Source organism: uncultured Acidovorax sp., from assembly GCF_964021665.1.
Lineage (GTDB): Bacteria > Pseudomonadota > Gammaproteobacteria > Burkholderiales > Burkholderiaceae_C > Acidovorax > Acidovorax temperans.
Genome location: NZ_CAXIAK010000001.1, coordinates 49,094 through 70,980, shown reverse-complemented (window position 1 = coordinate 70,980; position 21,887 = coordinate 49,094). Strand labels below are relative to the sequence as shown.

Genomic DNA, 21,887 nt, shown 5'->3' with positions numbered 1-21,887 from the left:
CTTCACGAACCGGAGTTGTTCCATGTCTTCCACCGCGCCCAGTGCAACCCCCGCTGCCCCTTCGGGCAGTCTCTCCAAACGGCTCGGCCTGGTCGGCGCGGTGCTCGCGCTGATACTGGTGCTGGCGCTGCCCACCCCGGCGGGCTTGCCCTTGGCGGGGCAGACGATGCTGGCCATCCTGGCCTTCGCCGTGATCGTGTGGATGACCGAGGCGCTCGAATATTCGGCAAGCGCGGTGGTGATTGCTGCGCTGATGGTGTTTTTGCTGGCCTATGCGCCCAGCGTGGCCAAGCCCGATGGGCCGGACATGGGCACCGGCGCAGCGCTGAACCTGGCGCTTTCGGGCTTTGCCAACAGTGCCGTGGCCCTGGTGGCAGCAGCGTGTTTCATCGCATCGGCCATGACGGCCACCGGACTGGACCGGCGCATTGCGCTCACGGTGCTGTCGAAGGTAGGGGCCAAGACGCACCACATCGTGATCGGCGCCATGGTGGTGGGCTTTCTGCTGTCGTTCATCGTGCCCAGCACCACGGCCCGCGTGGCCTGCCTCATGCCGATCATGATGGGCTTCGTGCTCGCCTTCAAGGTGGACCGCAAGAGCCGCTTTGCGGCCCTGCTGGTCATCACCACGGCGCAAACCGCCAGCATCTGGAACGTGGGCATCAAGACAGCAGCAGCACAAAACATGGTGGCCATCGGCTTCATCGAAAAGCAGCTGGGCGCCCAGATCACCTGGGGTGAATGGTTTGTAGCAGCGGCCCCGTTTGCCGCGCTGATGACGGTGGCGCTGTTCTTCATCATGACGCGCATGATGGAGCCCGAGATGAAGGAAATTGCAGGCGGCCAGGAGACCATTCGCCAGCAACTGGCCGAGCTGGGCCCCATGACGCTGAACCAGTGGAAACTGCTGGCGGTGGTGCTGGTGCTGCTGGGCTTCTGGTCCACCGAAAAGGTGCTGCACAACTTTGACACCACCTCCACCACCATCGCCGCCGTGGCGCTGATGCTGTTCCCACGCATCGGCGTGATGGACTGGAAGCAGTCGCAAAAGGGCTTCCCCTGGGGCACCGTGGTGCTGTTTGCCGTGGGCATCAGCGTGGGGTCTGCGCTGCTGCAGACCAAGGCCGCTGGCTGGCTGGCGCAGCTCATTGTGAGCAACCTTGGCCTGCAAATGGCCTCGGCCTTCGTGATTCTGATGCTGCTGTCGGCCTTCCTGATTGTCATCCACCTGGGCTTCGCCAGCGCCACGGCCCTGGCGTCCACCATGATCCCGATCGTCATCAGCGTGCTGTCCACCGTGCAAACGCCGGGCATCAACATCGTGGGCATGACGATGATCCTGCAGTTCGTGGTGAGCTTCGGCTTCATCCTGCCGGTGAACGCACCGCAGAACATGATTGCCTACGGCACCGACACGTTCGAGGCGCGCGACTTCGTGCGCACCGGCATCGTGATCACACTGGCGGCGGTGGTTCTGCTGGTGGTGTTTGCGCTGACCTACTGGCCCTGGCTGGGGCTGATGGTGACGCGCGCCTGAAGCGCCCCGTGAGCGCAGCGCCTTCTGCCCACCGGCACCAGCAGGCAAGCGGAAGGCCTCCACCAAGCCTGCCAGCTGCTGCGCCTGCACCCGCAGGCCCTGCGCGGCAGCGGAAGATTCCTCCACCAGCGCGGCATTCTGCTGGGTCATCTGGTCAAGCTGCGACACGGCTTCGCTCACCTGGCTCAGGCCCGTGGTCTGTTAGCGGGCGGCAGTGCTGATCTCGCCAATGATCGTGGCCACCTGCTGCACCGATTGGACAATCTCGCCCATGGTGCCGCCCGCAGCGTGGACCAGTTGGGTGCCTTCGTCCACCTGCCGCACGCTGTCGCTGATCAACCCACCGATCTCCTTGGCCGCCGTGGCCGAGCGCTGCGCCAGGCTGCGCACCTCGCTGGCCACCACGGCAAAGCCCCGGCCTTGCTCACCGGCCCGCGCCGCTTCAACCGCCGCATTCAGTGCCAGGATATTGGTCTGGAACGCAATACCGTCAATCACGCTGGTGATGTCCGCAATGCGGCGCGACGACAGTGCGATACCGTCCATGGTGCCCACCACACGATCCACAGCGTCACGGCCGCGCTGGGCAACGCTGCTGGCATCCGTGGCCAGGGTGTTGGCCTGTACAGCCGCATCAGCACTGTGCCGCACGGTGGCCAGGAGTTCCTCCATGCTCGCAGCGATCTCTTCAAGGTTGGAGGCCGTCTGCTCGGTACGCGCCGACAGATCGCTGTTGCCTGCGGCTATCTCGCTGCTGGCGCCCGCTACCGACGTACTAGCCTGGCGCATGCCCACCACCAACTCCGCCAGGCGCGCCTGCATGCCCGCTAGGCGCGCCAACAGGGCACGCAGTTCGTCCCGGCTGCCCGTTTGCGGCTCGGGCACAGCCGAGGTGAGGTCACCTTCGGCAATGCGATCGGTCACTTCGGAGGCATGGGCCAGAGGCCGCAGAATGGAACGCGACAGCAGCCAAGCGCAGGCCAGACTGAGCAACAGGCCCACCAGCGAGCCCGCCGCCAACAGCGTGATGCCTTGGCGTTCGCTGCGCGCGGCGGCCTCACGGGCCTCGGCCACGCGCTGGCGCTGGAATTCGGCCAGCTTGTTCACCGCTGCCGCATAGGCATCAGCCGCAGGCCGCAGCTGGTTGGCAATGGCGTCCGGCGGCAAAGCCTCGCCCGCCTTGCGGCGCTTTACGAGGTCATCCCGCACCGTGCGAAAGCCATTGCCAGCCTTGTCGATGGCGTCGAATAGCGCCTGAGACTCCGCATCTGCCGCCAGCTCATCCAGGCGCTTGCGCACTTCAGAGGAACGGACCGAGGTGGTTTTGCGGTCGGCTTCGATGCGCGCGGCGTAAGCTGGGTTGTCGATCTCTAACAGCGTTTCCGCGCGGGCGGAGCTGAGCACCACGATCGCGTGCAGTTAACGCGCCAGCAATGCGCGCTCGGACGATGCACCGCCCAGGTCATCCGCAATGTCCTGCAAGCCCGCCAGTCGCCAGATGCCTACCGCTGCCGACAGGGACATGACGAGACAGACCACTCCAAAAGCCAGGGCCAAGCGGACTGCAACACGTGCGTGGGAGATAGACATGGAGGTTCTCGTGAGGAGGAAATGACAATCGCGGCCTTACCGGTGCGGCCGCTACCGAAGTGATATCGACAAATGGTGACGAACCCTTGAACGAACCGACACCAGCTTGCCACTGCGCGCGCGAGAGCAGCCCCAAAACAAAAAAGCCGCCGCAGTACCAGACTGCGGCGGCCTTGAGGCCCGAGAAGGCGTTGCGCCGGTCGTTATTGCTGCTGCGCGTTTTGCAGGGCGGCAATGCGCTCTTCAATGGGTGGGTGGGTGCTGAACAGCTTGCCAATGCCACCGACAATGCCCATGGCGGCCACGCTCTTGGGCAGTTCGCCGGGGTGCATGCCGCCCAGGCGGGCCAGGGCGTTGATCATGGGCTGACGGCGGCCCATCAGCTGGGCTGCACCGGCGTCGGCGCGGAATTCACGCTGGCGACTGAACCAGGCCACGATGATCGCAGCCAGGAAGCCCAGCACGATGTCGAGCACGATGGTGGTCACGTAGTAACCGATGCCGGGGCCAGAGCTTTCCTCGTCGTTCTTGCGCAGGAAGCTGTCCACTGCATAGCCAATGACGCGCGACAGGAACACCACGAAGGTGTTCATCACACCCTGGATCAGCGTCATGGTCACCATGTCGCCGTTGGCGATGTGGGCCACTTCGTGCCCGATCACGGCCTCAATTTCTTCGCGGGTCATGCCTTGCAGCAGGCCTGTGGACACGGCCACCAGGGCGTTGTTCTTGAAGGCACCTGTGGCAAACGCGTTGGGGTCACCTTCGAAGATACCGACTTCGGGCATACCGATGCCGGCCTGGTCAGCAAACTTCCGCACGGTGTCCACAATCCAGCGCTCGTCGGGCGAGCCGGAGCCGTCGATCACGCGCACGCCCGAGGTCCACTTGGCCATGGGCTTGCTGATGAGCAGCGAGATGATGGCGCCGCCAAAGCCCATGACCAGCGCGAAGCCCAGCAGCGCGCCCAGGTTCAGGCCGTTGGCGGTGAGATAGCGGTTTACACCCAGCAGGCTGGCCACCACCCCAAGCACCAGCACGACGGCCAGGTTGGTCAGTACAAATAACAAGATCCGTTTCATGTTCTCTCCGTGGGGTCAACAACAAGTGTTTGTTCGCTCATGTGGGGGCTGGTTCCGTGCAGTTCAAGCATGGATGGCAGGATTGCCGGCCCGCCGCCCCTTCATGGACGCGATTGCATCGCGCTATGGTAGGGGCAAACTCACTGCAGGGCTTATCACACAGGCCATGGCGGGAATTACGCCGCCTGTCCAAGGTTTAGCCCAAGTGCATGTCTGCTCACCGGGGCGGGCGAAACACCTGGGCGTCTGCGTAAAACTCCGGCGCTTCGTTGCCCGGCCACCAGCCGGGCACCCCCAGCACCGGCAGGGGTGCGAAAGGCTTGGCATCCCAGGGCTGGGGCTGCATGGCCTGCGCCAGCCAGCCATCCAAAGCAGCTATGGATTTTATAGCTTGCGGCGCTTGATAGACGTGCGCTACCATCGGTTTTCGTGGTGAAACCAGCTTTTCCAGCAGGGCGTGGCCGAACAGCAACAGCCGGGCCTCGGCCCACAAAGGGCGCAGCTCGATGAAAAGGCGCTGCCAGTCCCGCGCGCGCAGGGCCTGCCACAGCGCAGTGGGCGCTTGCAACAGGGCCCCGTTTTCATCAAACACCGTGAGCGCGTCACGCAGCGGACCGCGCACCGCGCCCACGCCGTCTTGCGCAATCGCCTGGGCCTGCAGTTCGTTGATGCGCCGCTTGGCCTGCGGAAATTCCAGCCACACCAGGCCGTTGAAAAAATCGTGCAGGTTGTCGCGCGTGGGCACGCAGCGGGTGTCCCAGATGAATTGCTCGTAGGCCTGCCCCTCGGGCAGATCGCTCTGGGGCACAAAACGCACCGGCGCGGGGGCGGCTGAAAGCGCGGCATGCACTGGCACACCGGCCGCTTGCAGCGCAGCCGCCAGAGGCTCTCCCCGGGTCTGCCAGGGCTGCAGCCAGGGGGCAGCCCAGTCGATGCGCTCTACACCAGGCGCCACGGCAACGCTTCGCCAGCGCGCAGGGGCTTGAGGTTGGCCTCGCCAAACACAAAGCTTTCGGGCGGCGTCCACGACTCGCGGCGCAGGGTGATGGTGCCGGTGTTGCGCGGCAGGTCGTAGAAGTCGGGGCCGTGGAAGCTGGCAAAGCCCTCGAGCTTGTCGAGCGCGCCCGCGTTGTCAAACGCCTCGGCGTACATCTCCATGGCGGCGTGCGCGGTGTAGCAGCCTGCGCAGCCAGTGGCGTGTTCCTTGAGATGTGCAGGGTGTGGTGCACTGTCGGTGCCCAGGAAGAACTTGTGGCTGCCGCTGGTGGCGGCCTGCACCAGGGCCACACGGTGCGTTTCGCGCTTGAGCACGGGCAGGCAGTAGTAGTGGGGGCGTACACCACCCACAAAGATGGCGTTGCGGTTGTAGAGCAGGTGGTGCGCGGTGATGGTGGCGGCCGTGTAGCGGTCGGCCTGGGCCACGTAGTCGGCAGCGTCCTTGGTGGTGATGTGCTCGAAGACGATCTTCAATTCCGGGAAGTCGCGGCGCAGCGGGATGAGTTGCTGCTCGATGAAGACGGCCTCGCGGTCGAAGAGGTCGATGTCGCTGCTGGTCACTTCGCCGTGCACCAAGAGCAGCATGCCTGCCTTCTGCATGGCTTCGAGGGTCTTGTAGGTTTTGCGGATGTCGGTCACGCCCGCATCGCTGTTGGTGGTGGCACCGGCGGGGTAGAGCTTGCAGGCGACCACGCCTGCGGCCTTGGCACGCACGATTTCTTCGGACGGCAGGTTGTCGGTGAGGTACAGCGTCATCAGCGGCTCAAAGCTCACGCCTGCGGGCACGGCGGCCAGAATGCGCTGTTTGTAGGCCAGGGCCTGCTCGGCCGTGGTGACCGGGGGGCGCAGGTTGGGCATGATGATCGCGCGGCCAAACTGGGCGGCCGTGTGGGGCACTACGGTGTGCAGGGGTTCGCCGTCGCGCACATGCAGATGCCAGTCGTCAGGGCGGGTGATGGTGAGGGTGTGGGGTGCTGCAGTCATGGGCTCCATTGTCCCATTGCCTCCAGCCCTGCCACAGCCTTCTGTAGAATTGCTATGTTTTTCATAGCTGCCTGCGCTTTACATACGGGCGCTAGAGCCATAAATCACTTCAAACCCAAGAAGCGCACACAGCGATTGGCCTCTATTGCCCGAGGCCTTGAGACACTGTGCCCGGAGCGTGATGGAAGCCGGCCTTGACCGTCGCACCCCGATCTCGACGACCCACACCGCACCTGTCCACATAAAAAAAGGCACCCGAGGGTGCCTTTGAACCAGCGTACTGCGGCAGCGCGCCGCAGAGTCATCAGTGCTGCAGGATCTTGTTGAGAAAGTCCTTGGTGCGGGGCTGGCGTGCGTCGGGGTTGTTGAAGAACTCCTCCTTCGAGCAGTCTTCCAGAATGCGGCCGCCCACATCCATGAAAATCACGCGGTTGCTCACCTTGCGGGCAAAGCCCATTTCGTGGGTAACGCACATCATGGTCATGCCTTCGTTGGCCAGGCCCACCATCACGTCCAGCACTTCGCCCACCATTTCGGGGTCGAGCGCCGACGTGGGTTCGTCGAACAGCATCACGATGGGGTCCATCGACAGCGCGCGCGCAATCGCCACGCGCTGCTGCTGGCCGCCCGAGAGCTGGCCGGGGAACTTGTCCTTGTGGGCGATCAGGCCCACGCGCTCCAGCATCTTCAGGCCGCGCTTCTTGGCATCATCGGCCGTGCGGCCCAGCACCTTGATCTGCGCAATCGTCAGGTTGTCCGTCACCGACAGGTGCGGGAACAGCTCGAAATGCTGGAACACCATGCCCACGCGGCTGCGCAGCTTGGGCAGGTTGGTCTTGGGGTCGTGCAGCTTGATGCCGTCCACCGTGATCTCGCCCTTCTGGAAGGGTTCGAGCGCGTTGATGGTCTTGATCAGCGTTGACTTGCCCGAGCCCGAAGGGCCGCACACCACCACCACTTCACCTTTGCTGATGGTGGCCGAGCACTCGTTGAGCACCTGCACTGGGCCATACCACTTGGATACGTTCTTGAGTTCGATCATTTCTTTCTCCAATCTCTTCTCTTGTCACTTTTTCGGGGCGCCGCCCATAAGACCGATGCGGCCTCATGCGGGGACGCCGTGGAGCTGGCTCTGCCAGGCCACTGGCGTCGTCACCCTCGGGGGAAGGCGCCGAAGGCGACTCAGGGGGGCTACCGAATAATTGCGATCTTCTGGTGCAGGCGCTTCACAGCCCAGGACAGCGCGTAGCACATCACAAAGTACAGGACGGCAGCGGCCAGGTACGCCTCGATGGGTCGGCCAAAGTTCTTGCCCGCCACTTCAAAGCCCTTGAGCATGTCGTAGGCGCCAATCGCGTACACCAGCGAAGTGTCCTGGAACAGGATGATGGTCTGGGTCAGCAGCACAGGCAGCATGTTGCGGAAGGCCTGGGGCAGCACCACCAGCTTCATGTTCTGGCTGTAGGTCATGCCCAGCGCCTGCCCGGCATACACCTGCCCACGCGGAATGGACTGGATACCCGCGCGCATGATTTCGCTGAAGTACGCGGCCTCAAACGCGATGAACGTGACCACGGCCGACAACTCAGCACCAATGGGGCGACCGATGATGGCGGGCATCAGCAGGAAGAACCACAGAATCACCATGACCAGCGGAATGCTGCGCATGCCGTTGACGTAGATGGTGGCGGGCACATCCAGCCATTTGCGACCCGACAGGCGCATCAGCGCCAGCACCGTGCCGAACAGCACGCCGCCAATGGTGGCGACCAGGGTGAGCATCAGGCTGAAGTACAGACCCTTCAGGACGAAGTTGGAGATCAGGTCCCAGTTGTAGAAGGAAAAGTCGAGATTCATGTTCAGTGACCTCCGCCCGCGCCGCCCGCAACCACCATGCCGGGGATGCGCACGCGCTTTTCAATGAAGGCCATGATGCGGTTGATGGCGAACGCCGACACGATGTAAAGCCCGGTCACCGCCAGGTAGACCTCGATACCGCGCGAGGTTTCTTCCTGCGCCTGCATGGCAAACATCGTGAGCTCGGCCACCGACACGGCAAACGCCACCGACGAGTTCTTGAAGATGTTCATCGTCTCGCTGGTCAGCGGCGGCACGATGATGCGAAACGCCATCGGCAGCAAAACGTAGCGGTACGTCTGGAACGTGGTGAACCCCATGGCCATGCCCGCAGATCGCTGGCCACGTGGCAGCGCCTGGATGCCCGAGCGCACCTGCTCGGCAATACGCGCCGAGGTAAAAAAGCCCAAGGCAAACACCACCAGCACGAACCCCGGCACGCCCTTCATGGCTGGCACCAGGGTCGGCACCACGTGGTACCACAAGAAAATTTGTACGAGCAACGGTATGTTGCGGAACAGCTCCACCCACGCATTGCCCAGCCGGGTCACGATGGGGCTGTTGGGCAACGTGCGCAACGTGCCGATCAGCGAGCCAATGACCAACGCCAGCAACAAAGCCAGCAGCGATACAGACACCGTCCACCCCCAGGCCGACAGCATCCAGTCCAGGTAAGTGATGTCGCCGCCTTTGCCAAAGCAGCCTTGCACCACTTCCCGTTCAATGGTGTCCTGGCAGAACACCTGCCAATCCCAACTCATAGGATCACCCCTTAGTTATTTGATATTGCGTTGGCGCCACCGCTGGGAAGCCCAACAAAAAACGCCCCTTCAAACCCACTGTTCGAAGGGGCGCAAGTGATCCAGGAATTACTTCTTGGCGTAGTCTTCCATGGGCTTGTCGTTGGGGTTGGCCCAGGCAGCCTTGGTGGCTTCAGACAAAGGCAGGCCGATCTTCACGTTGGCTGGAGGCACGGGCTGCATGAACCACTTGTCGTACAGCTTGGCCAGCGAGCCGTCCTTGATCTGGCGCTTGATGGAGTCGTCCACAGCCTTCTTGAAGGCGGGGTCGTCCTTGCGCAGCATGCAGGCGATGGGTTCCACGCTCAGCACTTCGCCCACGATCTTGTAGTCGGCAGGGTTCTTGGACTTGGAGATGTTGGCGGCCAGGATGGAGCCATCCATCACGAATGCGTCGGCACGGCCGGTTTCCAGCATCAGGAAGCTGTCAGCGTGGTCCTTGCCGAACACTTCCTTGAAGTCGATGCCGCCAGCACGTTCGTGCTTGCGCAGGGTCTGCACCGAGGTCGTGCCGGTGGTGGTGGCCACGGTCTTGCCGTTCAGGTCCTTGATGGAATTGACGCTCGAGTTGGCCTTGGTGGCAATGCGCACTTCTTCCACATAGGTGGTCACGGCAAACGCCACGTCCTTCTGGCGGGCGGCGTTGTTGGTGGTGGAGCCGCACTCCAGGTCCACCGTGCCGTTGGTCACCAGGGGCACGCGGTTTTGCGAGGTGACGGGCTGGTACTTGATGTCCAGCTTGGGCAAGCCCAGTTGCTTCTGGATATCGGCAAGGATGACTTCAGCCATCTCGGTGTGGAAGCCCACGTACTTGCCGTTGCCCAGGGTGTAGGACAAGCCGGAGGACTCACGCACCCCCAGGGATACGCTACCGGAGGCCTTGATTTTGGCCAGCGTGTCGTTCGCCTGAGCAAACACGCTGCCAGCAGCCAAGGCGGTGACGGCAATAGCCAACAAATGCTTTTTCATAGAGGTCTCCTTAGTGGATAGGACAGAGAGAATCGGAAGCGCGCTTGCACGCCAATCGTGCCGGCGGGGCAAGTGCTTCCAGCAATAAGCCGTGGGCGGTCATCTTATTCAGAACGGAACCTGGTCGGTAGGGTATTTCCAGAAGTCCCTGAGTAAATAGCTGACCGGTATGTTCAACGGCTTGTTGTGGGGTGGGATAGGTTGGGCAAACCACTTATCGTAAATCGGATAGATCTCGCGGCTGGTGATCAGACGTTTCATTTCTTCGTCCACCAGCTTTTTAAATTCGGGGTCGTTCTTGGGCAGCATGATGGCCAAGGGCTCGGTGGTGACGCATCGGCCCACCACCTTGAGTGCTTTCGGGTCTGGGCGTGCAGCCGCCAGACCGTACAGGAGCACATCGTCCATCAAAAACGCATCGGCCTCACCCTTCTCGACCATTTCCACGCCACGGGCATGGTCTGGCGCCTCCACGATCTTGATGCCCATCAGGCGCTCGCGATTGGCTTGCGTCACCGCCTTGAGGGGCGTGGTGCCTTGCGTCGAAGCGAGTATTTTGCCCTGCAAGTCTTCGAGGCGATCAATGGAGCTGGAGGCCTTGGTCAACAAGCGTGCGCCCGTGATGAAGTTGGGCACCGTGAAAGCCACCTTCTGGCGGCGCTCGGCATTGTTGGTGGTGGATCCGCATTCCAGATCAGCCTTGCCCTGCTCGATCATTTCCATGCGGTTGGCGGGGGATACCATGACGAACTCCACCGCTATGTCGTTGGCGCCCGTCTTCTTGCGCACCACTTCGGCCAGGCGCAGGCACAGGTCTACCGCATAGCCCACGGGCTTGCCCGAAGCCACGTACGAAAACGGCACGGCAGATTCGCGGTGTGCAATCACCAGCTTGCCCCCGGCGCTGATGCGCTCCAGCACCGTGGCGGCCGTTGCGGCAGGCACACAGCACAGGGCCGCAAGGCACCATGCAAATCCCCAATATTGTTTAGTCATACAAAGTTTCCCTGCGTGACCCAGAAAGCACCTTGCAAACTTTGCGCCATTGCCCGCCGGTGGCGGCCAGCAAGTGCAATTCACCCGCGCGGGCCAACTAAAAACTTACTGCAGACTTTCAGATCAAGGCGCGACTGTACGTTTCAGTTTGGTGAAACACCAATGCTGATTGCGCGCCCTGTTATGCAAAACTTTTATACCCGTATTTACCCTAGGCATGGGCCAGACTGCGTTTGCAGGTAGGCCCAGAGGGCTTGGGCCGTGCCTTTGGCAGACTCCTTGCCCGCAGGCTTTTCACGGTAGGCGCGCACATCCATGGTCATCTGCAAGCCTTCGGTATCGGCGGGTGCAGCACTTACCAGGCGCTTGGAACGCAGTTCCTTTTTCACCGCACTGTGGGGCAGAAAGGCCACGCCATGCCCTTCGAGCGCCATGGCTTTCAGGCCTTCGGCCATGTCGGTTTCGTACACCCGCTCCAGATGGATGGGCGTGTGGGACTCTTTCAGGATCAGCTCCGTCACCCGCCCCAGGTAGGCCCCCGGCGCATAGCCCAGGTAGGGCAGTGGCTGCCCGGCGCGGCCCGGCAGGCGGAACAGCGGGTCGCCATCGGCGTCGGGCTTGCTGTAGGGCGACAGCACTTCCTGCCCCAGGCTGACCATTTCGTAGCGGTTGGCATCCAGCTGAAAGGGCTGGGATGAGTGGTGGTAGGCAATGAGCAGATCGCAGCCACCTTCCACCAGCCGCATCACGGCGTCGTGCACATTCAGCGCAATCAGGCGGCTTTTGAAGGGCCCGAACTTTTCGTGCAGGCTCGACACCCAGGCCGGGAAGAACGTGAACGCCAGTGTGTGCGGCACGGCAAACTCGATCATGTCCTTGCCGGCGCTGGTGTGTCCGCGCAGCATGGCGCGCGTGTTTTGCAGTGCCTGCAGCATTTCCAGCGCCTGGTCGTACAGCGTCTTGCCCGCGGGCGTGAGACGCGTGGGGTACGAACTGCGGTCCACCAGATCAGTGCCCGCCCAGGCTTCCAGGGCCTGGATGCGCCGCGAGAACGCGGGCTGTGTCACATGCCGCAGCTGGGCTGAACGGCTGAAGCTGCGGGTCTCCGCAAGGCTGACGAAATCTTCTAACCACTTGGTTTCCATCGGCAACATTATCCGCGCCTGACTGGAACCTTGCGCACGCAACCCGGCCGACAGGCCCTGCGGAATGGGTGGCGCTTCAAGCGTCGCATAATGTAACGGGGGCTTCAACCACGCGCCCACGTCCTGCCTTGGGTTGCACAACATCCTCGGGGCATCGACATTGAGAACCTGTTCAAAGTCTTTTTGGTGCTGCTGACATGGCTTGCCGCGATGAGGGCAAGGCCTGGAATGCGCTCCATCGCCCCGTACGCTTGTCGGCGCTGTTGCTCACCCAGCATGGCCCGCAGCAGATCGGGCGGCGAGGCACTCGCCCACAGGGTTGCGTTGAAGCCAGCAAAGAGACTCTGAACAGGTTCTGAAACCTGTTCCGTTTTTCCGCACCCGCTCTCCATGTCCTCCACCCCTCCCCCCAGCCCGTCCGAGCAGGAGCCCCGCTCACTGCAGTTTGAAGACTGGCTCACCGTCATCGTCATGGCGGCCCTGGCGCTCATCACCTTTGCCAATGTGCTGGTGCGCTACTTCACCAATTCGTCGTTCGCCTGGACGGAAGAAATCTCCGTCTTCCTGATGATTGCCCTGGCACTCATTGCAGGCTCTGCCGCCGTCGCACGCGACCAGCACATCCGCATCGAGTACTTTGCCGAGGGCGGCTCGGCCCTGCGCAGCAAGCGCCTGTCCATGCTGGGCGCGGCCACCGTGGCTGTGCTGTTTGGCGTGATTGCCGTGCTCAGCGTACGCGTGGTGTGGGACGACTACCGTTTTGGCGAAACCTCGCCCGGCATTGGCGTGCCGCAGTGGTGGTATTCGATCTGGCTGCCCGTGTTCTCGGCCCTCATCACGCTGCGTGCCGTGGGCCTGTTCATCCGCCGCAGCCGCAGCAAGGTCGATGATTCGGAAGCCGCCCGCCCACAGGAGCCCCAAGCATGATCGCCACGCTGCTCTTTGTGGCCTTTCTGGGCCTGATGTTCGTGGGCGTGCCCATTGGCGCTGCGCTGGGCCTGGCGGGTGCCGCCGCCATTGCGCTGGCCAATGCCGACAGCCAGTGGTTTGGCCTGCTGGCCGTGCCGCAGAACTTCTACGCGGGCCTGGGCAAATACCCGCTGCTGGCCATTCCCATGTTCGTGCTGGTGGGCTCGATTTTTGACCGTTCGGGCGTGGCACTGAGGCTCGTCAACTTCGCCGTGGCGATGGTCGGCCGTGGCCCCGGCATGCTGCCACTGGTCGCCATTGCCGTGGCCATGTTCCTGGGCGGCATCTCGGGCTCCGGCCCCGCCAATGCGGCCGCCGTGGGTGGCGTGATGATTGCGGCCATGTCGCGCGCGGGCTACCCGCCCTCGTTCTCGGCCAGCGTGGTGGGCGCAGCAGCGGCTACCGACATCCTGATCCCGCCGTCGGTCGCCTTCATCATCTACTCGGTGCTGGTGCCCGGCGCCTCGGTGCCCGCGCTGTTCGCAGCCGGCATGGTGCCCGGCGTGCTGGCCGGCATTGCGCTGATCGTGCCCGCCGTGTGGATGGCCCGCAAACACAAGATGGGCGCGCTCGAAGCCACCATGCCCCGCCCGCCGTTCTGGAAGAGCCTGCGCGAGGCCACCTGGGGCCTGGCCGCTCCGGTGCTGATTCTGGGCGGCATGCGCGCTGGCTGGTTCACCCCCACCGAGGCCGCCGTGGTGGCCGTGTTCTACGGCCTGTTCGTGGGCATGGTGATCCACCGCACGATCAAGGTGCGCGACCTGTTCCCCATCCTGCGTGAATCGGGCGAGCTGTCGGCGGTGATCCTCATCGTCGTGTCGCTGGCGGGCATCTTTGCCTATTCGCTGTCTACCCTCGGCGTGATCGACCCCGTGGCCAAGGCCATCGTGAACTCGGGCCTGGGCGAATACGGGGTGCTGGCGCTGCTCATCGTGCTGCTCATCACCGTGGGCATGTTCCTCGATGGCATCTCGATCTTCCTGATCTTTGTGCCGCTGCTTTTGCCCATCATGCAGCACTACCACTGGGACCCTGTCTGGTTCGGCGTGATCCTCACCCTCAAGGTCGCGCTGGGCCAATTCACCCCGCCCCTGGCCGTGAACCTCATGGTGTCGTGCCGCATTGCCGGCGTGCGCATGGAGTCCACCGTGCGCTGGGTTGGCTGGATGCTGTTGGCCATGTTCCTCGTCATGGTGCTGGTGATTGCATTCCCCCAGCTGGCCCTGTGGCTGCCCGCAAGGCTGGGTTACTGACTTGAGGCAACGCTGAACAGGTCCCTCATGCGCCGCGAATCCCGGGAAATGTTTTCAGCGTCGCCCTGAGGGCAGGCCCTGCGCCGCAGGGACCGGCCGACCAATCGACACGTAGTGCAGCCCATAACGCGCAGGCAGCTCAGGCGGGTAGAGGTTGCGCCCGTCAAACACGGCACGGTCGCGCAGAAGCTCGGCCATGCGCGCAAAGTCCGGCACGCGAAAGGCTTTCCATTCGGTGACGATGGCCAGCGCATCCGCGCCCTCCAGCGCCTGCAGCGGGCTGGCGCACAGGCGCAGGTCGGGCCGCTCGCCGTACAGCCGACGGGCCTCCTCCATGGCCACCGGGTCGTGGGCCTGCACGCTGGCGCCCGCGACCCACAGCGCTTCCATCAGGGTGCGGCTGGGGGCTGCACGCATATCGTCGGTATTGGGCTTGAAGGCCAGGCCCCACAGTGCAATCACCTTGCCCTGCAGCTGCCCCTCGTAGTGGGCGCGGATGCGCTCGAACAGCACGCGCTGCTGCGCGGCGTTGCGCTGCTCGACAGCCTCCAGCACCACGGGGCGCAGGCCCACGCTGTGCGCCGTGTGGATCAGCGCCTGCACATCTTTGGGAAAGCAGCTGCCGCCGTAGCCAGCGCCCGGGTAAATGAAGTGGTAGCCGATGCGCGGGTCGCTGCCAATGCCCTGGCGCACCGCTTCAATGTCGGCGCCCAGCTGTTCGGCCAGGTTGGCCATCTCGTTCATGAAGCTGATCTTGGTCGCCAGCATGGCGTTGGCAGCGTATTTGGTGAGCTCTGCGCTGCGCACGTCCATCACCAGGAGCTTGTCGCGGTTGCGGTTGAACGGGGCGTAGAGCTCGCGCAACTGGCGCTCGGCACGGGCACTGTCGGTGCCTATCACAATCCGGTCGGGCCGCTGGCAGTCGGCCACGGCCGCGCCTTCCTTGAGGAATTCGGGGTTGGAGACGACGTTGAACTCCAGTTCCAGCCCCCGCGCCGCCAGACCTTCGCGCACGGTGGCGGCCACACGGTCGGCGGTGCCCACGGGCACGGTGGATTTGTTGACGATGCACAGCGGTTTGTCCATGTGCTGCGCCACCGTGCGCGCCACCGCCAGCACGTGGCGCAGGTCGGCGCTGCCATCCTCGCCCGGCGGCGTGCCCACAGCCAGGAACAGCACTTCGGCATGGCGCACGCCCTCGGCGGCATCGGTGGTAAAGCGCAAGCGACCCAGGGCGGCGTTGTCCGCCACAAGGGGCTGAAGCCCGGGTTCATAGATGGGAATGCGCCCGGCGCGCAAAGCCTGCACCTTGGCTTCGTCCACGTCCACGCACAGCACCTCGTGGCCCACATCGGCCAGTACAGCCCCTTGCACAAGGCCCACATAGCCTGTGCCAAATACGGTGACTTTCATGCTGCGTAAAACTCCTTGAACCACTGTACAAAGCGGGCCACCCCGTCGCTCACCGCGGTGTTGGGCGCAAACCCCACCCACTCGGCCAGCGCACGGGTGTCGGCGGCGGTGGCGGTCATGTCGCCGGGCTGCACGGGCAGCAGGCGCTTGCTGGCCTGCACGCCCAGCGCGGCCTCGATGGCGGCGATGTAGTCCATCAGCACCGTCGGCTGGTTGTTGCCGATGTTGAACACCCGGTAGGGTGCCTGGCCGCGGCCGGGGTGTGGCGCCTGCGGATTGAAGGCCGGATCGGGCGTGGCGGGCTTGTCCAGCACGCGCAGCACGCCCTCGACGATGTCGTCGATGTAGGTGAAATCGCGCACCAATTGGCCCTGGCCGTAGACGTCGATGGTCTGTCCCGCCAGGATGGCCTGGGTGAACTTGAACAGCGCCATGTCGGGCCGGCCCCAGGGGCCATACACCGTGAAGAAACGCAGCCCGGTGGTGGGCAGCTGGAACAGGTGGCTGTAGGTGTGCGCCATCAGCTCGTTGGACTTCTTGGTGGCCGCATACAGGCTGATGGGGTGGTCCACCGCGTCGGCCTCGCTGAAGGGCAGCCGGGTGTTGCCGCCATACACGCTGGAGCTGCTGGCATACACCAGGTGCTGCACCGGCCAGGCGCGGCAGGCCTCCAGCAGGTTCACAAAGCCCGCCAGGTTGGCATCCACGTAGGCGTGCGGCTGGTCGATGGAATAGCGCACCCCCGCCTGAGCCGCCAGATGCAGCACGCGGGCGGGGCGCACCCGCGCAAACAGCTCGGGCAACGCCTGGCGGTCAGCGATGTCCAGCCGCTCAAAGCGGAAGTTCGGGTGCGGCAACAGGCGCGCCAGCCGCGCTTCTTTCAGCGCCGGGTCGTAGTAGGCATTGAGGTTGTCGATGCCGACCACGGTGACGCCGCGCGCAAGCAGGCGGGCGCAGGCGTGCATTCCGATGAATCCGGCAGCGCCAGTGACAAGCACAGTGTTCATGGCGAAGGCAATGGGTTGGGGGATCGGGGTGAGGCAGCAGAGGGTACTGCCAGGGCTGGATGCCAGAGAAACTGGTAGCGCATGGGAGGCTGGCCCGCTTTCGCGTGCAGATAGGGCAGCTCCAGCGTGACCGGCGTTGTGGGCAGCGCGGGCGTGTGCCACCAGCCGGACGGCGGCTGTGGAGCGCCGCGCGCCACCTGCAGCCATCGCTGGTCTGCCCCGCCGCGCAACACCTCCACTGCGCATGCGCCTGCGAGCGGCTCCGTTGGGGGCGTGGCCTGCGGGGCGGGCACCTTGCACACGGATACCGGCGCCTGCACAAACTGCAGCCGCAGCTGCCCGGCCAGCACGGCATCACCGGCCCCGATGGGGCTGCGGCCGTCATAACCGGCTGCGCGCAGGGCGCCAGCCAGCGCGGCGACGGGCTCGTTCAGCTCGTCGGGCGCGCCCCGCTGGCCATTGCCCCAGACCCGCAGGCTCAGCGCCAGCCACACCAGCACCGCCATGCCCAGCAGCATCCCGCCAAACAGCCTGCCGCCCCGATGCCCTGCCAGCCCGGGCCGCCAGGCAAACGCCATCAGCGGCACCGTACACAGCAGCGGGTAGAGCCAGCGGCCCTTGATGTGCGTGACACCGCCCACAACGACCAGTGCCGCGAGCGCCAGCGCCAGCAGCAGCACATAGCGGCCAAACAGGGGCAAGACACTGTCGGAAAGACTTGGACCCGGGCTGGGCTCCGCCACCGCTGGCGGGGGCGTGGACCGCCACCAGCCGCTGCGAAACGCCACCAGCGCCAACAGGGCAAAAAGCAGCAGGTTGGCCAGCACCGCCTTGGCCAGGCTCAGCACGCCGCGCACCACCGGGTGCTGGTCGCCAACGGACTGCAGCTTGCCCACGGTGGGGGCACTGGCGGCCTGCCAGTGCTCCAGCAGCCACAGGCCATGCGGAAGCACAACGAGCAGTGCCAACACCGGCAGCCACCAGGCCCCACGCTCGCGCAGCAGTGCCCGGCCTGCCGGCAGCGACAACAGTGCGCCGCCCAGCACCGCGGCAAACAGCGCGAAACTGTATTTGGACAGCATGCCCAGCCCCAGCAGCAACCCCAGCAGCGCGAACCCCGCCGGGCGGGGCTGGCGCAGCTGGCGCAACAGCGCCCACCAGGTGGCGGCGACCAGACAGGTGAGCAGCACCGAGTGCGTCAAATCGCGCAGCGATTCCCACCCCATGGCGGGGATCAGCAGCAGGCTTGCCGCCGCCCACAGCGCCGCGCGCTCGGGCATCAGGGGCAGGGCCGTGCGCCACACCAGCACCAGCGTCAGGCCCAGCAGCATGAATTTCAGGCTCGACAGGGCCAGCACGCTCGGCCCCAGCAGGGCAAACCACCCCGCTTGCAGCCACGTGTACAGCGGCGGCTGGCTGCCATAACCCCAGGCGAGCGTCTGGCTCCACAGCGCCTGTTCGGCCTCATCCAGTTCCAGCGCTGGCGACACCGCCACGCGCGACGCCACATGGGCGAGCATCCAGAGCAGGCACCACGCAAGCGGGTGCATCCAGGGGGACCAACGGGGCGGCGGAGCAATAGACAAGGTAGGTAACCAGAAAATAAAGCCGCAGCGGCCCAGAGAGCAAGGCGGGCAGCGGCTTGGCGGGCCTTTGCCTTGGCACAATACCAAGTCCATTGACCACACCCGAACCAACCCATGCGCGATTCCAGCACCACACCGCCCGAAGTCTCGATTGTGGTGCCCATTTACAACGAACTCGAGAATCTTCCCGACTTGGTCGAGCGCATTCATGGGGCAATGGCCACCCAGCCCCTGAGCTTCGAGCTGATTGCGGTAGACGACGGCTCCAGCGACGGCAGTGCTGCCCGCCTGCGCGAGCTCGCCGAGGGCCGGCCCTGGCTGCGCGCGGTGTGCCTGGTACGCAACTACGGCCAGTCGGCCGCCCTGCAGGCGGGTTTTGACCGGGTCCGCGGCCGCTATGTGGTCACGCTGGATGCCGACCTGCAAAACGAGCCCCAGGACATCCCCCTGCTGCTGCAGCGCCTGGAGACCGACCCCGACGTGGACATGGTGTCGGGCTGGCGCCACCAGCGGCAGGACAAGGCCCTGTCGCGACGCCTGCCCTCCATGCTGGCCAACCGGCTCATTTCGCGCAGCACCGGCGTGCACCTGCACGACTACGGCTGCGCGCTCAAGGCCTACCGCCGCCCCATCATCGACCGCATCCGCCTGTATGGCGAGCTGCACCGGTTCATCCCCTCGCTGGCCAAAGAAGCCGGCGCACGCATCACCGAGGTGCCGGTGCGCCACCACGCCCGCACCCGGGGCGTTTCCAAATACGGCATCGACCGCACCTTCCGCGTGATCCTGGACCTGATGCTGATCGTGTTCTTCATGCGCTATCGCCACAGGCCGCTGCACGCCTTTGGCGGCATGGGCCTGTGGCTGGCCACGCCGGGCCTGCTGATGCTGGCCTGGCTCGCGGGGCTCAAGCTGCTGGGGCACGATGTGGGCGGGCGGCCGCTGCTGATCACGGGCGTGATGCTGCTGCTGATGGGGCTGCAGCTCATCGTGGCCGGTCTGGTGGGCGAGATGCTGATCCGCATCTACCACGAAGGCCGGGGGCAGCCCCAGTTTTACGCGCACGAGCACGACCCACTGGCCGACGCAGCCCCTGCAGCCGGCCCACCTGACGCCCCGCTGGCATGAGCCGCGCCCACAAGGCCCTGCTGCGCGGGCTGCTGGGTCTGGGCCTCTTGCTGGGCGTGGTGGTGCTGGCGGATCTTTCGCAGCTGTGGCAGCGGCTGCGACAGGCGCAGCCGTTGTGGCTTCTGGCGGGGCTGGCGCTGGCGCTGGCATCCAACATCGTGTCCGCCCTGCGCTGGCGGGCGCTGGTGCAGTGGCTGGGAGCCGCGATGCCCTGCCGGTCTGCGCTGCGCTGGTACTTCCAGGCCATGGGCCTGAACGCCCTGCTGCCCGGCGCCGTGGTGGGCGGCGACGTGTACCGGGCGGTGGCCTTGCGGCAAAGCGGGGAGAGTGCCATGGCGGCCAGTGCCTCGGTCGTGCTGGACCGGCTCAGCGGGGTGTGGATGCTGTGCGTGCTCGGGGCCCTGGGTGCGCTGGCCTCGGCCCCGGTGCTGGCGCCCTGGGCGGGGGTGCCTGCCTGGGCCCTGGCCGGCCTGGCAGGCTTGGCCGCCGGCCTGGGGCTGGTGCTGCCCTGGGCCGGCATGCGGCATTTGCGCCGCCGCAAAGCGCCCCCGCACCGCTGGCTGGCCGCGCTGCACACGCTGGCCAACCAGCCCGATACGGGGCAGCGGCTGCTGCGCCAGGCGCTGGCATCCATGGCGGTGCAGGTGCTGTCGGCCGCCGCACTGGCAGCGGGTGCATGGGCCCTGGGGGTGCAGGCAACCTGGTCGGCCTGGGTCTTTGCCATGGCGCCCATCTTTTTGCTGGCTGCGCTGCCCGTCAGCGTCGGGGGCTGGGGCACCCGCGAGGCCGCCGCCGTGCTGGCGCTGGCGCCCTTTGGCGTGGACGCCGCCGGCGCCGTGGGTGCGGCCCTCGTGTATGGCCTGTATGGACTGGTGCAGGGCGGCGCAGGGGCGCTGGCGTTCGGCCTCGGTGCCACGCGCGACAACCATCCGTAGCGCCGCACCATGGGCAACGCTGGCACGCTGCCCCCGCCCTCGCGGGCACGGCTGCCGCACCCGCCGCCACCAGCAAAACATCACTTTGATGGTAGAAAGTGGCCCTAACGCTTGTCAAAAAAGCGCTACCAGCTATTTATTTCATAGTAAGGAGACTCCATGAAACTGCGCACCTTCCTCACCACCGCCCTGGCCGCTGCCGCCGCCCTCGCCTTCACGGCGCCAGCCGCCATCGCACAGACGGCGTACAAGAGCGAATACCGCATGTCGCTGGTGCTGGGCACCGCCTTCCCCTGGGGCAAGGGCGGCGAGCTGTGGGCCAACAAAGTGCGCGAGCGCACCAATGGCCGCATCAACATCAAGCTGTACCCTGGCGTATCGCTGATCCAGGGCGACCAGACGCGCGAATTCAGCGCGCTGCGCCAGGGCGTGATCGACATGGCCGTGGGCTCCACCATCAACTGGTCGCCCCAGGTCAAGCAGCTCAACCTGTTCTCGCTGCCCTTCCTGTTCCCCGACTACGCAGCCGTGGACGCGGTGACGCAGGGCGACGTGGGCAAGCAAATCTTCGCCACACTGGACAAGGCAGGCGTGGTGCCGCTGGCCTGGGGCGAAAACGGCTACCGCGAAATCTCCAACTCCAAGCTCGCGATCAAGTCGCCCGCCGACCTCAAGGGCCTGAAGATCCGCGTGGTGGGCTCGCCCCTGTTCCTGGACACCTTCACCGCCCTGGGCGCCAATCCCACGCAGATGAGCTGGGCCGATGCCCAACCCGCATTCGCCAGCGGCGCGGTGGATGGCCAGGAGAACCCCATTGCGGTGTACCAGGCCGCCAAGCTGCACACCGTGGCGCAAAAGCACATCACCATGTGGGGCTACGTGAACGACCCGCTGATCTTTGTGGTGAACAAAGACATCTGGAACAGCTGGACACCCGCCGACCGCGAGATCGTGAAGCAGGCGGCCATTGACGCAGGCAAGGAAGAAATCGCCATCGCCCGCAAAGGCATGGTGGAAGCCGACAAGCCCCTGCTCAAGGAAATCGCTGCCAACGGCGTGACCGTGACCCAGCTGTCGGCCGCCGAGCGCGAAGCCTTCGTGAAGGCCACCCGCCCCGTGTACGACAAGTGGAAGAACCAGATCGGCGCCGAACTGGTGACCGCCGCTGAAAAGGCGATTGCTGCACGCAAGTAAACGCAACGCTCCTAAAACCATAGCTTCTAGCGCTTGTACAGCAAGCGCTAGAAGCTTTTTTTATGCCTAAAACCCTGACCCCAACTGGGCAGAAGCCCGACTAAGACAACGCAACCTACCGATTTAAAATTGGTAATACCAATAAAGAAAAATAAAGCTACAAAGACCATAAATCAGTATTAACCCTATCAGGCATACCTCCCGGAAAGACCCAGAATCTCGCCAATTCGCATGGATAAGCATTTTTTGGTCACACCAATTTAGGCCAATGTCTACCTGTGAAAGCAAGGCGCCGCCCGCCCCTTTCACGCAGGCCCGCAAGCACAGGTCGCCCGCCGACCTGCAATGTGAGCTAGCCCGGAGACCACGCCGCCTGGTCGGCGCGTCCACTGCGGTGAAGAAAGCCATGGGCCCTGGGCCCCTGTCTGCGTTTCAATGTCTTTGTC

General features: G+C 64.6%; 18 protein-coding genes and 1 pseudogene. 6 read left to right on the top strand and 13 right to left on the bottom strand.

The window, feature by feature from the left end:
• Nucleotides 1-22 precede the first annotated feature (22 nt).
• On the top strand, nucleotides 23-1,537 hold the full coding sequence (locus AADJ04_RS00325; RefSeq protein ID WP_341238361.1) for a DASS family sodium-coupled anion symporter: 1,515 nt from the start codon (nucleotides 23-25) through the stop codon (nucleotides 1,535-1,537).
• Nucleotides 1,538-1,570: 33 nt separating this feature from the next.
• Here the strand turns inward: AADJ04_RS00325 and AADJ04_RS00320 are convergent.
• The 10 genes and pseudogenes from AADJ04_RS00320 to AADJ04_RS00275 form a co-directional block, all read right to left on the bottom strand.
• Nucleotides 1,571-3,127 (bottom strand): annotated as a pseudogene (locus AADJ04_RS00320) (methyl-accepting chemotaxis protein); the annotation flags it as partial.
• Nucleotides 3,128-3,330: 203 nt separating this feature from the next.
• Complete coding sequence (htpX, locus tag AADJ04_RS00315; RefSeq protein WP_341238360.1) at nucleotides 3,331-4,209, bottom strand: protease HtpX; 879 nt, start codon at nucleotides 4,207-4,209, stop codon at nucleotides 3,331-3,333.
• Between the two features lie 217 nt (nucleotides 4,210-4,426).
• Nucleotides 4,427-5,164: a DUF3025 domain-containing protein gene (locus AADJ04_RS00310; protein ID WP_341238359.1), complete on the bottom strand. Its 738-nt coding sequence runs from the start codon at nucleotides 5,162-5,164 to the stop codon at nucleotides 4,427-4,429.
• Nucleotides 5,149-6,189, bottom strand: coding sequence for a dihydroorotase (gene pyrC, locus AADJ04_RS00305; protein WP_341238358.1), 1,041 nt, complete (start codon nucleotides 6,187-6,189; stop codon nucleotides 5,149-5,151). The genes AADJ04_RS00310 and pyrC overlap by 16 nt, the downstream gene beginning before the upstream one ends.
• A gap of 304 nt (nucleotides 6,190-6,493) precedes the next feature.
• A complete protein-coding gene (locus AADJ04_RS00300; RefSeq protein WP_044395814.1) occupies nucleotides 6,494-7,231 on the bottom strand; it encodes an amino acid ABC transporter ATP-binding protein in 738 nt (245 codons plus the stop codon).
• Between the two features lie 149 nt (nucleotides 7,232-7,380).
• Complete coding sequence (locus tag AADJ04_RS00295; RefSeq protein ID WP_044395812.1) at nucleotides 7,381-8,046, bottom strand: amino acid ABC transporter permease; 666 nt, start codon at nucleotides 8,044-8,046, stop codon at nucleotides 7,381-7,383.
• Nucleotides 8,047-8,048: 2 nt separating this feature from the next.
• Nucleotides 8,049-8,807 carry an amino acid ABC transporter permease gene (locus tag AADJ04_RS00290; protein ID WP_044395810.1) on the bottom strand — a complete coding sequence of 253 codons (759 nt, stop codon included), beginning with the start codon at nucleotides 8,805-8,807 and terminating at the stop codon, nucleotides 8,049-8,051.
• A 108-nt stretch (nucleotides 8,808-8,915) separates the two neighbouring features.
• Nucleotides 8,916-9,815 (bottom strand): amino acid ABC transporter substrate-binding protein, encoded by a 900-nt coding sequence (locus tag AADJ04_RS00285; protein WP_341238357.1) that lies wholly within the window; start codon nucleotides 9,813-9,815, stop codon nucleotides 8,916-8,918.
• A gap of 108 nt (nucleotides 9,816-9,923) precedes the next feature.
• A complete protein-coding gene (locus AADJ04_RS00280) occupies nucleotides 9,924-10,811 on the bottom strand; it encodes an amino acid ABC transporter substrate-binding protein (protein WP_288484242.1) in 888 nt (295 codons plus the stop codon).
• Between the two features lie 206 nt (nucleotides 10,812-11,017).
• Complete coding sequence (locus AADJ04_RS00275) at nucleotides 11,018-11,956, bottom strand: LysR family transcriptional regulator (protein ID WP_207373122.1); 939 nt, start codon at nucleotides 11,954-11,956, stop codon at nucleotides 11,018-11,020.
• A gap of 390 nt (nucleotides 11,957-12,346) precedes the next feature.
• Here AADJ04_RS00275 and AADJ04_RS00270 point away from each other — a divergent pair, with 390 nt between their 5' ends.
• Both AADJ04_RS00270 and AADJ04_RS00265 read left to right on the top strand, forming a co-directional pair.
• Nucleotides 12,347-12,883: a TRAP transporter small permease gene (locus AADJ04_RS00270; RefSeq protein ID WP_207373123.1), complete on the top strand. Its 537-nt coding sequence runs from the start codon at nucleotides 12,347-12,349 to the stop codon at nucleotides 12,881-12,883.
• Nucleotides 12,880-14,178, top strand: a complete 1,299-nt coding sequence (locus tag AADJ04_RS00265; protein WP_341238356.1) for a TRAP transporter large permease — start codon at nucleotides 12,880-12,882, stop codon at nucleotides 14,176-14,178. The genes AADJ04_RS00270 and AADJ04_RS00265 overlap by 4 nt, the downstream gene beginning before the upstream one ends.
• Nucleotides 14,179-14,232: 54 nt before the next feature.
• Here the strand turns inward: AADJ04_RS00265 and AADJ04_RS00260 are convergent, their stop codons facing one another.
• From AADJ04_RS00260 to AADJ04_RS00250, 3 genes are read right to left on the bottom strand one after another with little or no spacing between them, the layout of a single operon-like run.
• Nucleotides 14,233-15,591, bottom strand: coding sequence for a UDP-glucose/GDP-mannose dehydrogenase family protein (locus AADJ04_RS00260; protein WP_044395799.1), 1,359 nt, complete (start codon nucleotides 15,589-15,591; stop codon nucleotides 14,233-14,235).
• Nucleotides 15,588-16,598, bottom strand: a complete 1,011-nt coding sequence (locus AADJ04_RS00255; RefSeq protein ID WP_341238355.1) for an NAD-dependent epimerase — start codon at nucleotides 16,596-16,598, stop codon at nucleotides 15,588-15,590. Before AADJ04_RS00255 ends, AADJ04_RS00260 begins: the two co-directional genes overlap by 4 nt.
• Nucleotides 16,595-18,148: a glycosyltransferase family 39 protein gene (locus tag AADJ04_RS00250; RefSeq protein WP_341238354.1), complete on the bottom strand. Its 1,554-nt coding sequence runs from the start codon at nucleotides 18,146-18,148 to the stop codon at nucleotides 16,595-16,597. The genes AADJ04_RS00255 and AADJ04_RS00250 overlap by 4 nt, the downstream gene beginning before the upstream one ends.
• Nucleotides 18,149-18,298: 150 nt before the next feature.
• On the opposite strand from AADJ04_RS00250, the gene AADJ04_RS00245 reads away from it, so the two are divergent.
• From AADJ04_RS00245 to AADJ04_RS00235, 3 genes are all read left to right on the top strand, one after another.
• The gene (locus AADJ04_RS00245; RefSeq protein ID WP_341238353.1) at nucleotides 18,299-19,312 is read left to right on the top strand and encodes a glycosyltransferase family 2 protein; all 1,014 of its coding nucleotides are present in this window, start codon (nucleotides 18,299-18,301) and stop codon (nucleotides 19,310-19,312) included.
• The gene (locus AADJ04_RS00240; RefSeq protein WP_341238352.1) at nucleotides 19,309-20,247 is read left to right on the top strand and encodes a lysylphosphatidylglycerol synthase transmembrane domain-containing protein; all 939 of its coding nucleotides are present in this window, start codon (nucleotides 19,309-19,311) and stop codon (nucleotides 20,245-20,247) included. The genes AADJ04_RS00245 and AADJ04_RS00240 overlap by 4 nt, the downstream gene beginning before the upstream one ends.
• Nucleotides 20,248-20,406: 159 nt before the next feature.
• On the top strand, nucleotides 20,407-21,441 hold the full coding sequence (locus AADJ04_RS00235) for a DctP family TRAP transporter solute-binding subunit (protein ID WP_341238351.1): 1,035 nt from the start codon (nucleotides 20,407-20,409) through the stop codon (nucleotides 21,439-21,441).
• The last annotated feature ends 446 nt before the right edge of the window (nucleotides 21,442-21,887 follow it).

Excerpts from the sequence above, each read along its gene's own strand:
- AADJ04_RS00270 (WP_207373123.1), top strand. The coding sequence starts at position 12,347 with ATGTCCTCCACCCCTCCCCCCAGCCCGTCCGAGCAGGAGCCCCGCTCA.
- AADJ04_RS00260 (WP_044395799.1), bottom strand. The coding sequence starts at position 15,591 with ATGAAAGTCACCGTATTTGGCACAGGCTATGTGGGCCTTGTGCAAGGG.
- AADJ04_RS00275 (WP_207373122.1), bottom strand. The coding sequence starts at position 11,956 with ATGGAAACCAAGTGGTTAGAAGATTTCGTCAGCCTTGCGGAGACCCGC.
- AADJ04_RS00240 (WP_341238352.1), top strand. The coding sequence starts at position 19,309 with ATGAGCCGCGCCCACAAGGCCCTGCTGCGCGGGCTGCTGGGTCTGGGC.
- AADJ04_RS00325 (WP_341238361.1), top strand. The coding sequence starts at position 23 with ATGTCTTCCACCGCGCCCAGTGCAACCCCCGCTGCCCCTTCGGGCAGT.
- htpX (WP_341238360.1), bottom strand. The coding sequence starts at position 4,209 with ATGAAACGGATCTTGTTATTTGTACTGACCAACCTGGCCGTCGTGCTG.
- AADJ04_RS00265 (WP_341238356.1), top strand. The coding sequence starts at position 12,880 with ATGATCGCCACGCTGCTCTTTGTGGCCTTTCTGGGCCTGATGTTCGTG.
- AADJ04_RS00300 (WP_044395814.1), bottom strand. The coding sequence starts at position 7,231 with ATGATCGAACTCAAGAACGTATCCAAGTGGTATGGCCCAGTGCAGGTG.
- pyrC (WP_341238358.1), bottom strand. The coding sequence starts at position 6,189 with ATGACTGCAGCACCCCACACCCTCACCATCACCCGCCCTGACGACTGG.
- AADJ04_RS00285 (WP_341238357.1), bottom strand. The coding sequence starts at position 9,815 with ATGAAAAAGCATTTGTTGGCTATTGCCGTCACCGCCTTGGCTGCTGGC.
- AADJ04_RS00235 (WP_341238351.1), top strand. The coding sequence starts at position 20,407 with ATGAAACTGCGCACCTTCCTCACCACCGCCCTGGCCGCTGCCGCCGCC.
- AADJ04_RS00295 (WP_044395812.1), bottom strand. The coding sequence starts at position 8,046 with ATGAATCTCGACTTTTCCTTCTACAACTGGGACCTGATCTCCAACTTC.
- AADJ04_RS00290 (WP_044395810.1), bottom strand. The coding sequence starts at position 8,807 with ATGAGTTGGGATTGGCAGGTGTTCTGCCAGGACACCATTGAACGGGAA.
- AADJ04_RS00245 (WP_341238353.1), top strand. The coding sequence starts at position 18,299 with ATGCGCGATTCCAGCACCACACCGCCCGAAGTCTCGATTGTGGTGCCC.
- AADJ04_RS00255 (WP_341238355.1), bottom strand. The coding sequence starts at position 16,598 with ATGAACACTGTGCTTGTCACTGGCGCTGCCGGATTCATCGGAATGCAC.
- AADJ04_RS00250 (WP_341238354.1), bottom strand. The coding sequence starts at position 18,148 with ATGCACCCGCTTGCGTGGTGCCTGCTCTGGATGCTCGCCCATGTGGCG.
- AADJ04_RS00280 (WP_288484242.1), bottom strand. The coding sequence starts at position 10,811 with ATGACTAAACAATATTGGGGATTTGCATGGTGCCTTGCGGCCCTGTGC.